General features: G+C 44.2%; 12 protein-coding genes and 1 pseudogene. 5 read left to right on the top strand and 8 right to left on the bottom strand.

Going from position 1 to position 13050, the window contains the following annotated elements; genetic code table 11:
* Nucleotides 1-297 (bottom strand): helix-turn-helix domain-containing protein (locus C9889_RS08130; RefSeq protein WP_164999349.1); only part of this gene is annotated, 297 nt, incomplete at its 3' end.
* 150 nt (nt 298-447) lie between these two features.
* On the opposite strand from C9889_RS08130, the gene mptN reads away from it, so the two are divergent.
* From mptN to truD, 4 genes and pseudogenes are all read left to right on the top strand, one after another.
* Nucleotides 448-1353: a tetrahydromethanopterin:alpha-L-glutamate ligase gene (gene mptN, locus C9889_RS08125; RefSeq protein WP_129598566.1), complete on the top strand. Its 906-nt coding sequence runs from the start codon at nt 448-450 to the stop codon at nt 1351-1353.
* A 26-nt stretch (nt 1354-1379) separates the two neighbouring features.
* Entirely contained in the window at nt 1380-1727 is a 348-nt protein-coding gene (pth2, locus tag C9889_RS08120) for a peptidyl-tRNA hydrolase Pth2 (RefSeq protein ID WP_129598563.1), read from the top strand.
* Nucleotides 1728-1738: 11 nt separating this feature from the next.
* Nucleotides 1739-2881, top strand: a complete 1143-nt coding sequence (locus tag C9889_RS08115) for a transglutaminase-like domain-containing protein (RefSeq protein WP_129598561.1) — start codon at nt 1739-1741, stop codon at nt 2879-2881.
* A 9-nt stretch (nt 2882-2890) separates the two neighbouring features.
* Nucleotides 2891-4206: pseudogene (gene truD, locus C9889_RS08110) on the top strand (tRNA pseudouridine(13) synthase TruD).
* On the opposite strand, the gene pyrG reads toward truD, so the two are convergent.
* Genes pyrG through C9889_RS08095 form a run of 3 tightly spaced genes read right to left on the bottom strand, consistent with a single transcriptional unit; the run spans nt 4207 to nt 6661 of the window.
* Nucleotides 4207-5793 carry a glutamine hydrolyzing CTP synthase gene (pyrG, locus tag C9889_RS08105; protein WP_129598559.1) on the bottom strand — a complete coding sequence of 529 codons (1587 nt, stop codon included), beginning with the start codon at nt 5791-5793 and terminating at the stop codon, nt 4207-4209.
* Nucleotides 5794-5806: 13 nt separating this feature from the next.
* Nucleotides 5807-6463, bottom strand: a complete 657-nt coding sequence (locus C9889_RS08100) for a DUF7524 family protein (protein WP_129598557.1) — start codon at nt 6461-6463, stop codon at nt 5807-5809.
* 15 nt (nt 6464-6478) lie between these two features.
* Nucleotides 6479-6661 carry a methytransferase partner Trm112 gene (locus tag C9889_RS08095; protein ID WP_129598555.1) on the bottom strand — a complete coding sequence of 61 codons (183 nt, stop codon included), beginning with the start codon at nt 6659-6661 and terminating at the stop codon, nt 6479-6481.
* 102 nt (nt 6662-6763) lie between these two features.
* On the opposite strand from C9889_RS08095, the gene C9889_RS08090 reads away from it, so the two are divergent.
* Nucleotides 6764-7702: a nucleoside recognition domain-containing protein gene (locus tag C9889_RS08090; RefSeq protein ID WP_129598553.1), complete on the top strand. Its 939-nt coding sequence runs from the start codon at nt 6764-6766 to the stop codon at nt 7700-7702.
* Between the two features lie 28 nt (nt 7703-7730).
* Here C9889_RS08090 and C9889_RS08085 read toward each other — a convergent pair whose 3' ends face one another.
* From C9889_RS08085 to fpoL, 4 genes are read right to left on the bottom strand one after another with little or no spacing between them, the layout of a single operon-like run.
* On the bottom strand, nt 7731-8093 hold the full coding sequence (locus tag C9889_RS08085) for a F420H2 dehydrogenase subunit FpoO (RefSeq protein ID WP_129598551.1): 363 nt from the start codon (nt 8091-8093) through the stop codon (nt 7731-7733).
* A 1-nt stretch (nt 8094) separates the two neighbouring features.
* A complete protein-coding gene (fpoN, locus tag C9889_RS08080; RefSeq protein ID WP_129598549.1) occupies nt 8095-9546 on the bottom strand; it encodes a F(420)H(2) dehydrogenase subunit N in 1452 nt (483 codons plus the stop codon).
* A gap of 2 nt (nt 9547-9548) precedes the next feature.
* Entirely contained in the window at nt 9549-11036 is a 1488-nt protein-coding gene (gene fpoM, locus C9889_RS08075; protein WP_129598547.1) for a F(420)H(2) dehydrogenase subunit M, read from the bottom strand.
* A complete protein-coding gene (gene fpoL / locus C9889_RS08070) occupies nt 11036-13048 on the bottom strand; it encodes a F420H2 dehydrogenase subunit FpoL (RefSeq protein WP_129598545.1) in 2013 nt (670 codons plus the stop codon). Before fpoL ends, fpoM begins: the two co-directional genes overlap by 1 nt.
* Nucleotides 13049-13050 lie beyond the last annotated feature (2 nt).

The following is a 13050-nucleotide window of genomic DNA, read 5'->3' as shown; positions in this document are numbered from 1 at the left end:
TGCTTTCTTATCTCCATTCTTTCTCAAATTGAAGAAAGACTTATAATCACTATCAAGACATTTCAAAATACTCTGTAATACTTTGGAATATACCCAGTTATATTCAGGATATTTTTGTTTGAGACCAGGTAATCCATTCTGTTGTTTAACATAACTGATTCTGGTTTTGTTTTTATATGCATCACGACGTTCACTCAATCCAAAATTATATACAAGCCTACATTTTTCAGAAATATCCCATAGGACAGATTCCTGTTCCGGGGTAGGTTTAATAAGGATTGGTAACGTTAATTGCATATAATATTCCCACACTTATAAATGTATAAAAACTATTTAAATGTTAGTATCCATTATCGTTTTTTCACGTTATGGATCGCTTTCATCCCCCACCTGGCAGCCGTTGGCTGCTTGAGGAGGGGGACTTCTCGCTTAAGAAGTTAAATCCAGATGAAAAACATAGGAATACTCATAACCGATCCTGAAGACTGGACCACAAAATCCCTAATAGAAACTGCATCTCACAACCGCATTAATCCTATCCCGATAAACCTTGCAGATGCAGAAGTGACTATCGGGACAAACATAACCTATCACGCAGGGGACATAAACTTGCAGGACCTTGATGCCATCATTGTGAGAGATGCCGGCGGAGGAAACGGGGAAGGAATCATTTTCAGATTTGATATTTTACGCCAGTTGGAAAACTTTGGGATACCTGTTATCAATTCACCAACATCAATCCAGAATGCTGCAAACAAATATCATGCTACATACCTTCTGGCAGAAGCAAATATACCGGTACCGCCCACAAAAGGTGTCCAGAACATAGAAAGTGCAATGAATGCCCTGGAATCATTCGAAGACGCCATCATCAAGCCCGTATTCGGGTATAAAGGCATGGGAATATCCAGGATCAAGAACGCACAGCTAATCAATCCTGATGGAAATTTGGATGATACACCGGCAAGGGAATTTGTAAGCAGGATGATGAATGAGAGAAAAATGTTATACATCCAGAAATATATAGCAAATCCCGGCAGGGATATACGTGCCTTTGTTGTTGGGGATGAAGTAATCGGGGCCATCTACAGGAAAGCAGAGAAGGGATGGTTAAACAATCTCAGCCAGGGTGGAAATACTGAAAAATGCAAGCTGGAAAAAGAGCAGGAAGAAATTTGTATCCGTGCGTGTGAAAAAATGGGGGCCGAATATGCAGGAGTTGACCTGATCGAAGGAAAAGGCGGTAATATGGTGCTGGAAGTCAATGCAACTCCTTCCGGGGCAGGTATTTATAGAACATGGGGGATAAATCCGGCAGAGAAGATAATAGACTACCTTATGGAAAGACTCTGACCTGATTTCCTGAAGAGGACGTTAAAATGTTTACCTGCAAACAATGTATTGTGATCCGACAGGACATGAAATTATCAAAGGGCAAACTTGCAGTACAGGTGGCCCATGCTGCAGTATCAGCATCCGAGAAGGCAGATTCCAGAATATATTCAAAATGGAAAGCCGAAGGACAGAAAAAAGTAGTACTAAAAGTGTCTGCCGAAAGGGACCTTTATGAGTTAAGGGAAATCGCCCGGGCACAGAACCTTCCCACCGCCCTTATACAGGATGCCGGTCTGACCGAGATTAAGCCCGGCACTGTCACTGCTCTTGGTATCGGACCCGCAACAAATGAAGACATAGAACGTATTACCGGTTCCCTGAAATTGCTTTAAAGGATGGTACAATGGGGAAAAAAGGGTTCATGTTACTGGTAGCCCTGATTGGCATACTGATCTATATCGGCGCTCAAAATCCGGAAATCCTGCAGGAAAGATTTTCCATCTCCTATGACAGGAGTATGGAAACTGCCTATGAACTCGATACACAAACCCTGACATACCCACAAGTACAGATTCTTGATCCAGAATATGATAATAAACCCAGCCAAAGTAATATACTCTCCCCCGGATACAGCATATCAAGTGCTTACAGTTATGGAGAACCTTTCCGGAAAAATACCGGTATGCTCACAATGACCATAACAAATACGGGAAATAATGAAATTTACGTATATGGATACGGCATCCGGCCGGTAAGTGGAAGCGGGATATACGATTTTGAAAGCGGATACCTGATACCCCCGGAAGAACAAAAAGAGCTGGGGTATGCCTGTTTTGATGTACCCGACAAATCGACAATAAAACTAGAGCCTTTTGTAAAGATAATGGCAACTTCCGAATCCGGGAAATGGCACGATTACGGAATACAGTATTTTGACGCAATTGAAATCAAAACCCGGGCTGCTGCTACAGAAGTAAATCCACAATATACGTACAACCCGGCCTATCTTTTCAATAAGATAAACTCCCTTGTCAATTCATCCGACCCACAGGTCAGAAGCAAAGCTGCAAAAGCAGCAAAAGAGTACCCCGGCAAATACAATATTTATCAGGTATGTGCCCTGTATGATAATTTGTTGGAGGATGTGGATTATATCAGCGACCCCCGTGGATCTGATTACTGGATCGGACCGGGTGAGACCCTGGAAATCGGGGCAGGAGACTGTGATGATTACGCCATCACAATGGCTTCCCTGGTAGAAGCAATCGGGGGCACATCCCGGATATACCTGACCGAAACACATGCCTATGCGGCAGTTTACATCGGAATGGAGGAAGACATCGATCGTATCTCGGAGGCCATAGAGCAATACTATGGATGCGTACCTGTATATTATGCAACCGACAAATACGGTTGCTGGTTACTTCTTGACCCCTCGGCAGGCATGTATGCAGGGAGCCTGCCGGTGGAAACCGCTCCCACAGAAAATGGCTGGACATACACCAGGCAGACAAATGTAACAGTAATAGATATTGCCGCAAGATGAGGATTATCCATGCAAGTGCCTGATATAGAAAAACAAACCGGTATCGACCTTTATGTAACAAAAACAGAAGGTATCGGTGGAAAGTTAAAACAAACTAGTGAAGATTTTATTGTTGAGGAAGTCACGGGTAGGGATGAGGGAGAGGAAGGAAAATACCTGATCCTCGAACTTACGAAAAATAACTGGGAAACCCACCACCTGATAAGAGACATGTCCCGAATTCTGGGAATAAGTTCAAAAAGGTTTGGTTTTGCCGGTACCAAGGATAAAAGGGCACTTACCACCCAGCACATAAGTATATACGACCTTGAAGCAGAAGACGTTGAAAGGATAAAACTCAGGGATGTGGATCTGAAAGTTCTGGGCCGCTCCAACAAAGATGTGGGTTTGGGAGACCTTGTGGGAAATAAATTCAAAATCATTATCCGGGATGTCGACCTGCCAGAGGAGGAACTTGATAACAGACTCCTGAATATCACTTCCACAATAAATAAGCTTGATGGAGTACCCAACTTTTTCGGGATTCAGAGATTTGGCTCCCGTCGTCCCATCACCCACCTTGTGGGAGAATCAATAGTCAGGGGAGATATAGAGAAAGCTGCAATCGATTATATTGGTTTGAGTTTTCCAGATGAGCACGAGAAAACAAGGCTTGTACGCGACCGTTTCTATAAGGAGCGCAACTATATAGAAAGCCTGAAAGAATATCCTGTCCAGTTGCGGTATGAAAGGGCAATGATGCACTATCTTGTGAATAATCCGGATGACTTTGCCGGAGCATTCGGAGAATTGAGTTCCAATATGCGGAACATGTTTGTCCATGCCTACCAATCATATATCTACAATCGGATTATCTGCAGGCGAATCCGGGAAAAACTGCCCCTCAATGAAGCAATCGAAGGTGATATTGTGTGCTTCAAGAATAAACAGGGACTGCCGGATACTTCCCGGCTTGAAACTGTAACATCCTCCAAGGTAAAAGGAATTAATAACCTGATCCGCAGGGGCAGAGCTTTTGTGACGGCCCCACTGGTCGGTACATCCACCGAATTTACGGACAGTTCACCTGGCAATATCGAAAAAGAAATACTCCAGAAGACAGGTGTTGAACAGAAAGATTTCCGTATTCCCGAAATTCCTCGTATCACCTCAAAGGGCAGGCGCAGGGAAATCTTATTGAATGTCAAACCTGCTTACGCAATTGCCGATGACGAATTAAATGAAGGGAAGAAAAAGTTATACTGGAGTTCTGCCTGCCCAAGGGAAGTTATGCGACAACCGTCCTCAGGGAATACATGAAAGCAGAACCCGCAGATATGAGTTGATTATTTTCTCTTAAACATTGCTTCCACAAAGGCCCTGAAAGGAGGAGAGGGCCTGCCGGGTCTTGAGCGAAATTCGGGATGGAACTGGGAAGCAAAGAAAAAACTATGGGAAGGTATTTCGGCTATTTCCATACGATTGCGATTCTTTCCCGAAAATACCATTCCCTTCTCTTCCAGCCTATCTACAAAGTTGGGATTTACCTCATAGCGGTGACGATGGCGTTCGACTATGGTATCGGTCCCATAGATTTTTTCTGCCAGTGAACCCTTTTTGAGAACGGCTTCATAATCCCCGAGTCTCATTGTGGCACCCATATTTACTATATTTTCCTGTTCCGGCAAAAGGTCTATTACCGGATAAGGGGTGTTTTCATCAAATTCGGCACTGTTGGCATTTTCCATATTCGCTACATTACGTGCAAACTCAATTACACTCAGTTGCATACCAAGACACAGTCCCAGGAAAGGGATATCATTGTTCCGGGCAAATTTTACCGCCTGAATTTTGCCTTCTACACCACGTTCTCCGAAACCCCCAGGAACAAGCACACCATCATACTGCCGAAGTGTATTGATTGCCGCGGGGTCTTCATCAAAGGATTCCGAACTTACCCAGTCGGTCCTTACCTTGCAGCCAACTTCTATTGCTGCGTGTTTCAGGGATTCCCTTATGCTTAGATAGGAATCCTCAAGATTGGTATATTTTCCAACAATTGCAAGCCTGACCTCCCCGGTCGCAGCATTCATTCTTTTGACCATATCCTCCCAGGCATGGTCTTGCTGTTTGGTGACCAGATCGAGTTTTTGCATCATGTACCCTGTAAGTCCCTGTTCTTCCAGCAGGAGGGGGACATCATAAATATCATTCGAATCATGAGCACTTACTACAGCTTCCTTTGGAACATCACAGAAGAGGGACACCTTAGCACGGGTACTTTCATGCAGAGGATTCTTGCATCGAGCGACAATCACATCCGGGGATAGACCAAGCTGGCGCAGATCTTTGACCGAGTGTTGTGTGGGTTTTGTTTTTTGATCTCCCTGGGCATCAATGGGAACCAAGGTTACATGAAGGAAAATAATGTCAGCCTCGGATTCCTCCCTGTGCATCTGCCTGACTGCTTCAAGGAACGGCATACTTTCAATGTCACCCACTGTCCCACCGACTTCAATCAGACAGATATCAGCACCACTTTTAGCCGCAACCCTGCGGATTCGGGCTTTTATTTCATTGGTAATATGAGGAATGATCTGCACGGTCTTACCAAGATATTCACCTCTTCTTTCTTTTTCAATTACAGATTGGTATATCTTACCGGTCGTCAGGTTATGATCCCATGTCAGTTCAGTGTCAAGATACCTTTCGTAGTTGCCCAGATCGAGATCTACTTCACCGCCGTCTTTCAGCACATAAACTTCACCGTGCTGGAAAGGACTCATGGTACCAGCATCAATATTGATATAAGGATCTATCTTGATGGCGGTTACCTTATATCCCTTGTTTTTCAGGTTTCGTCCTACAGAAGCAGCAGTAATCCCCTTACCGAGACCACTCATAACACCGCCTGTGATTATAATATATTTCATTCTAAGTACCTCGTTATTTCCTGAAAACAGGTAGTTTGGTTAACATATAAGCAAATAATAAAGTCAGAAGAATAGCAATTGCCAGAGATGTATAAAAACTGGTTGAAAAACCAGCAGGATTCAGGTTAACAGATGATATTACATAATAGGCACCAAAGAGGAAACCAATTAACATAAACAGAAGGATGACTAGTTTCATATCATTTGGAGTGATGGATTTTTTAAGAAACTGGCCAAAATCCATGCTCCATTTAGCCTTTGATGCAGAAGAAGGAGGAGAAGGAATATGGACAGGTTCAATTTTAGGTTCTTCCTCTACAGGAATTCGTACATTGTCCTTCTGCCCTATGTTTATCCCAAATGATTCTGTTTTGGAGCCATATCCCATGGTAACAAAAATTGTGCCACTACTGAATACCCTGCCTTCATGAGGAATCCTGACAACAACGGGCACATATTCTTCATGAGTCACATAAGGATTGTCATCAAGGAAAGTTACATAACCATCCAGATTTTCTGAAATGGAAAAATTGACATGGGTAGGCGAACCATAGTTGATAATCACAATCTCAAAACTCTGTTCTCCACCGGGAGAGAGGGGGACCTCAACAGAAGGAATATCAAATTCAATAGAATTTACACCAAGTCTGTTGATATGTATCTGTTGCAATGGGGATTCACCTGTTTAATCTCTCATTTCAGGAGGAAGCATATTGGGAATGCCTTCCTCGATGGGATAATATTCGTCACATGCAGCACAATAGAGGGTACCACTAATAACCTCTTCCCCTTCATCACTGCTTATATTTAGAACTAGCTCCCCCTTGCACAGGGGGCAGGCAAGGATGTTCATCATTTCTTTTTTCATGACATTCACATCTCCAGATATTATTACTAATAATATCAAACTTCTAGTATTAATAAAAAAGGGATAAATAGATTAATTTACAGGGATTCCTATTTAAGTGATATGATCGACCTGCTACTCCGGGTTCTTGATTTTGCAGTTCCCATACTTATAATGATCTTTATCGGATTATGGGGTGCCGGACTCCTTATAGAACTGGGGCTGATGAAAAAATTATCCCGCCTCACAAGGCCTCTGCTTAAGCACACCAATCTGCCCGAGTCCTGCGGAAGTGCTTTTTTAGTTGCTATTGGATCAACAGCTGCTGCAAACAGCATGGTGGTCCAGGCAAAGGATAAGGGGTGTGTTAATGACAGGGAAGCAATACTATGTGCCCTCCTCAATAGTACGCCCGCTTATGTAAGGGGGATCATAACGTATCAAATTCCTATAATACTACCCGCACTGGGACCTGTAGTCGGTGGATTCTACGTAATGGTATTCATTATATCAGCCGTTGTGAAGTTTTCAGTTGTTATAATACTGAGCAAATTCTGGATAAAGAAACAGAAAAACTGTACACTGGATGACGGACACAACGGGGATAGACCTCCACTAAAACAAGCAATGAAAGCAAGTTTCAAAAAAGAAAAGAAACTTTTTCTCAAGATCGCCACCATATATCTGGGCATGACAACCCTTGTTTTTGCATTGAGGGAGAGAGGCTTTTTTGAGATATTCAGTGTATTGCCTCTGGCTGATCTATTTGGAATACCCTCAGAAAGCATCATACCCCTGACAACTTACATTGCCAGCCCCATATTGGGAGTGTCATTGCTTGGCCCTATGATCGGGGAGGGAAGTATATCCTATCTCCAGGCCATGATCGTCATAATGCTTGGAAGCATGTTCATGTTGCCCATATTCAGTATAAGGACTCTGTTGCCAAGATATATTTCTATATTCGGTCCAAAACTGGGCGTGAAAATAGTAACAATATCAACCGGAATGAGTATTCTAATACGGTTTACGATACTGATTATATTACTCAGTATAGTTTAAAAAAAGTAGAAGAAGGGGAGAATCCCCTTTAGTGGTGTTCTCCAAAACACTCATCTTTCCTGTCATAGGCCTTATTGCAGCCTTCAAGACAGCGCCTGCATAGATGTTTTACCTCTTCATCGTATACATTCTTGAAAGAGGGAACAAAAACATCTATGTCATAGAGCTGGCATGTGGTTCCGCACAGGTCACATTTATCGAATTTATTGCCTGGAACGCATTTGCCTTCCTCATCACTTTTTTCATCAAATGTGCCTTTTGCAGAGTCAAGACATTTTTCGCAAAGACCTTTCCAGATTCCTTCAGGATAAGAGTGTTCGAACCGGGGTTCAAACACTTTTACCGGACAAACGGTGGGTATTGACACACCGCATAGATCACAATCTGCCATATTAGATACCTCCGACAAGTACACTGGCTGCCTGCATTGCAATTTCAATGAACGGCTCTGGCCATAAACCAATAGCCATTACACCCACAAGGGATATCAGAAGAGCTGCTACATAGGGAACAGGCTCGGATACTTTTTCACCTTCGTGGGGCATTGCATACATGTACCGTACAAGCCTTGCATAATAATACAGGGAAAGCGCACTGTTTAAGATTGCGATTACCGCAAGCCATACCATCCCTGACTGAATGGTCGAGGAGAACAGGATGAACTTGCTCATGTAACCTGCTGTTGGTGGAATTCCCGCAAGTGCAAATACAAATACTGTAAGACACAGTGCAGTTATTGGCATTTTCTTACCTAATCCCTTGAAATTATCAAGGTGATCCGGGATTTCCGTATCCCTCTTTTCCTTTATAACCATGTAGACTACAGCTGCAGTAGCTATGAAAGCACCGGCTTTCATGAAACCATGGGAAAGGGTATAGAGTATACCTCCGGTCAGTGCCATTGGAGTCAGGACAACAAATGCCATTGAAATGTAACCTGCCTGTGCAACAGAGGAATATGCGAGCATACGTTTCACACTTCTCTGGGACAGGGCCACGAGGTTACCGTAGGTCATGGTAATTACTGCCAGTATCGCAAATGCCACCCTCCAGTCGGCCTGGATTGCCAGAAGGGCTACTATGAATACCTTGAATGCGGCAACAAATGCCATCTTCTTGGAGCCTGCGGCCAGAAGGGCCGATACAACAGAAGGTGAACCCTGATAGGTATCCGGAGCCCACATGTGGAATGGTACAAGAGCAATCTTGAAACCAAAACCTGCTATCAGGAGTACTATTGCAAGTAAACCTATTGCATTGGAGGCCAATACATCCATATTCTGGGCGATACCCGGAATGGATGTGGTACCAGTTGCACCGTAAACAAAGGATATTCCCATAAGCAACAGGGCCGCTGAGAGAGCACCCATAAGCAGGTATTTCATTGATGCTTCGACAGACCGGGGATTATTCTTCTCAAACCCGGCAAGGGCATAGGTTGCTATACTTGCCAGCTCAAAGGCCACATAAAGAACCATGAGGTCATTGGCAGATGCCACAAACATCATACCGAAGGTGGCAAACAGCACAAGGGCATAGAAGATTTCCGTGTCTGTATTGTCTTCAGTGTATTTGATAGATGCAATGGACACAATAAGCGCAACCACCAAAAATACCAGTTTAAAGAACTGGGAAAGGGGGTCCACACTCAGGGTATCGGAAAACATCAATGCAGAAGCACTGAAGTTGCCGATCACCATTGCAAGGGCTGCCAGACAGCCTGCTGTTGCAATATAGCCAAGTACGTTTTTGGATGACGAACCCATGAAAATACCAATCATGAGTACGATCAATCCAGTCAATGCAACTATAATCTCAGGTGCAAGTAACATAAAATCTACCATTCTTACACCCCCATTGCAGCCATAAGGCTGACTATTTCATTCGAACCTGTAATCATCATATCCAGCACCGGACTTGGGTTCAATCCGAAGTACAGTACCAGCAGGGCTATAACTGCCATGGAGAAGGTCTGTACGTTGGACAGGTCTAAGACCTCTCCGATCTTTCCATTATAGACGCCAAACATAGTTCTTTGCATTGCCCAGAGATGGTAACCAGCAGTTATGACTACACCAAACAGTGCGAGTATTACAAATGTTGGCACATTCACATAACTGAAAGTGAAAACCATGAATTCGGCGATGAAACCGGTCAAACCTGGCAATCCCAGGGACGCCATGAAAGCCAGCATCATTATAACCGCCAGTTTGGGCATTTTGGTAGCAAGGCCTCCCAGGTCATTGATGTTCCTGGTACCGGTAGATGCCTGAATTACTCCTACGGACATGAACATGATACTCAAAATCAAACCATGGGAGAATTGCTGGAACATTGCTCCGGAAATGGACAATGTAACAAGCCCTGCAGCTCCTAGGGCCACAAAGCCCATATGGCTTACACTGGAATAAGCAACCATTCTCTTGAGGTCCTTCTGGGACAGTGCCAGGAATGCACCATACACAATACTTACAGAACCAAGCAATCCCAGGATTGTAATCATCATATCCGGGGATCCTGTAGCAGGAAGCATTGGCAGGATAACACGGAAGATTCCGTACCCTGCGATCTTGAGCAGGATGAACAGTACACTGCCAGCAGTCGGTGCCTCTGCATAAGCATCAGGCAACCAGGAATGGAATGGTACTATTGGAAGTTTCACCAGGAAACCGAAGAGAAGTGCAAGGAATATTGCATCTCTGGCAATACCTGACCCGATCATTGGGAACTGGCTCATGAGATGGGCAATACCCATATTTGCCACACCTGTCTGGTCCCAGGCAGCAAAGTAAAGTCCGAAGATACCCAGCAGCATCACCAGGGAAGCCACGTGGGTGTAAATAAAGAATTTGATTGAAGCATGCCTCTTATTCGGACCGCCCCATATGTTCACCATGAAGAACAGCGGGATCAGTGTAAGTTCCCAGAATACATAGAAGAGGAAGAAATCCAGGGAAATGAATACACCGATAACTGCTCCCTGCATTGCCAGGATCAGACCATAGAACCTGTTGGGAGTTGATCTGACATCATCCCAGGTGAACAGTATTAGCAATGGAATTACGATTGCATTGAGCAATATAAGGGGCATTGAGACGCCATCGACACCAAGATGGTAATTTATACCAAGACTTGGAATCCAGCTTGCCAATTCCTCAAACTGCATCGCAGCCGATGAACTGTCGAAACTGAAGTACATGTAAAGGGTCAGTATCAGGGTGATAAGTGTACCCATAAGGGCCACCACACGAGCCTGTTCCCTTTTTTTCGTAAGGAATGCAAATGCTGAGAACAATAGCGGAATCAGCACTATGAGGGATAATACCGGCAACATTAGAAGACCTCCATGACTAGCTTGATCAATATTACCAGGAGACTTACTCCCATAATGACAGCCACCGAGTACTGTTGTATAACTCCTGTCTGTATCTTCCTGAAGGAATCCCCTGCCTCTATTGCTAGGTAACTGATGACGTTGACGATACCATCAATAAACCTGTCTATGTGATAACCTGCCATAGCAAGACCCTCATAGACAAACTTGACAGCAAAGAGCTGGGTGAATATCTCATTCTGATAGTAACGGTTGTAGAGGAGTTTGTACACAGAGTTGTCTTTTGAAACAAACCTGCTCATATCAATTGCTTTCTGATAGTAGATCACAAAGGCGATCAACAGACCGACGATTGCAACGATAACAGGCATCCACAGGATGAGCAGTGGTTCGTGGCCTGCATGAGCAACAAGTTCATAGTTACCTACCTCTGCCAGAGCAGGGATGTCCATGTTAACAAAGTTGTTCACAAAAGTACTGCTTACAAATTTGTTGAATGGTTCAACAACGATAGCTCCGAAAACCAGGGCAAGTATACCCAGTATGGAAAGCGGAACTGTCATTGATGCAGGGGATTCATGTCCACCGTAATTGGTCCTGGGTTTTCCGGCAAATGTCATGAACAGCAACCTGAATATGTAAAGCGAAGTAAGCAGTGCTGCCACGATTGCAAAGAGGTATGGGAACCAGTTTCCTGCATGTTCCCCGAAGAGATACGCATTTTCAATTATCGGATCTTTACTGAAGAAACCAGTACTTCCTATAGAGGTTCCGGGTATACCAAAGCCCGCAAGGGCAAGAGATGCGGCTACCATTGTTGCAGCTGTTATAGGCATGACCTTTGCAACGCCACCGAGTTCCCTCATATCATGGGTTCCCACAGCATGGATCACACTTCCGGCACAAAGGAAAAGCAGTGCCTTGAAGAATGCATGGCTGATAAGGTGGAATATAGATACACCGACTGCTTCTGCACCGATGACTGCTCCCATACCCAATCCCAGCATCATGTAACCAAGCTGGCTGATAGTGGAATAGGCAAGTACCCGTTTTAAATCGTTCATCACAATTGCCATTGTTGCGGCAAACAGTGCAGTGAAAGCGCCCACATATGCCACTATTATGAGGGATTGTGGTGCAGCGATGAACATCGGGAAGGTTCTTGCAACAAGATAGACACCGGCTGTAACCATTGTTGCAGCATGGATAAGAGCCGAAACCGTTGTTGGGCCTTCCATTGCATCAGGCAGCCACACATGTAGCGGGAACTGACCGGATTTACCAACGGCACCTCCGAAGAACAGGAGGGTGATTATAGTCAGATGGCTTACCTCAAATCCCAGGAAAGTTGCATTCATGGCAGATATTTCGGGGATGTATGAGAAAATCTCATCGAAACGGAGCAGGTAGACACCATCGGGAATACTGCCGTTTACCAGTTTGAAAAGGTCGGCAAACAGGACAATAATACCTGCAAGGAACATGACATCTCCAATCCTCGTGGTGAGGAAAGCCTTCTTTGCCGCCGAAGCAGCGCTGGGCTTCTGGTACCAGAAACCAATCAGCAGATAAGAACACAGACCCACAAGTTCCCAGCTTATGAATAACTGGAGAATATTGTCGGACAAGATCAAACTCAGCATGGACGCAGTGAAAAGGGAGGTCTCTGCAAAGTATCTTGATTTGGCCGGGTCATGGGACATGTAGCCTACTGAATAGATGTGAATAAGCAGACTTACAAAGGTCACCATTGTGAGCATTACCGCTGCAAGCGGATCTATCAGGATACCCAGATTAAAAATTGCAAACCAGTGGTAGGACTGACTAATTACCTGGTCCGGATTCTGCAGCAATCCTATAGTGATCAATAGAGAGATCAAAAAGGATGCTGCTATTGCGAATATCGGAATTAATCCCCCGCCATATGGGGTTTTCTTACCTACAAAGAAGGTAATTACAAAGGCGAGTGCGGGTAAAAGTGGTATTAAAAACGCTAAATTTTCATAAGCCATAT

Source organism: Methanohalophilus profundi (assembly GCF_004137855.1).
GTDB classification, from domain to species: domain Archaea; phylum Halobacteriota; class Methanosarcinia; order Methanosarcinales; family Methanosarcinaceae; genus Methanohalophilus; species Methanohalophilus profundi.
Note: the sequence above shows the minus strand (reverse complement) of the source record. Positions and strands in the feature narration are given on the sequence as shown.

Coding starts and splice junctions, on each gene's coding strand:
- mptN (WP_129598566.1), top strand. CDS start 448: ATGAAAAACATAGGAATACTCATAACCGATCCTGAAGACTGGACCACA.
- C9889_RS08085 (WP_129598551.1), bottom strand. CDS start 8,093: ATGGCAGATTGTGATCTATGCGGTGTGTCAATACCCACCGTTTGTCCG.
- fpoL (WP_129598545.1), bottom strand. CDS start 13,048: ATGGCTTATGAAAATTTAGCGTTTTTAATACCACTTTTACCCGCACTC.
- C9889_RS08095 (WP_129598555.1), bottom strand. CDS start 6,661: ATGAAAAAAGAAATGATGAACATCCTTGCCTGCCCCCTGTGCAAGGGG.
- C9889_RS08090 (WP_129598553.1), top strand. CDS start 6,764: ATGATCGACCTGCTACTCCGGGTTCTTGATTTTGCAGTTCCCATACTT.
- fpoM (WP_129598547.1), bottom strand. CDS start 11,036: ATGTTGCCGGTATTATCCCTCATAGTGCTGATTCCGCTATTGTTCTCA.
- C9889_RS08115 (WP_129598561.1), top strand. CDS start 1,739: ATGGGGAAAAAAGGGTTCATGTTACTGGTAGCCCTGATTGGCATACTG.
- pth2 (WP_129598563.1), top strand. CDS start 1,380: ATGTTTACCTGCAAACAATGTATTGTGATCCGACAGGACATGAAATTA.
- pyrG (WP_129598559.1), bottom strand. CDS start 5,793: ATGAAATATATTATAATCACAGGCGGTGTTATGAGTGGTCTCGGTAAG.
- fpoN (WP_129598549.1), bottom strand. CDS start 9,546: ATGGTAGATTTTATGTTACTTGCACCTGAGATTATAGTTGCATTGACT.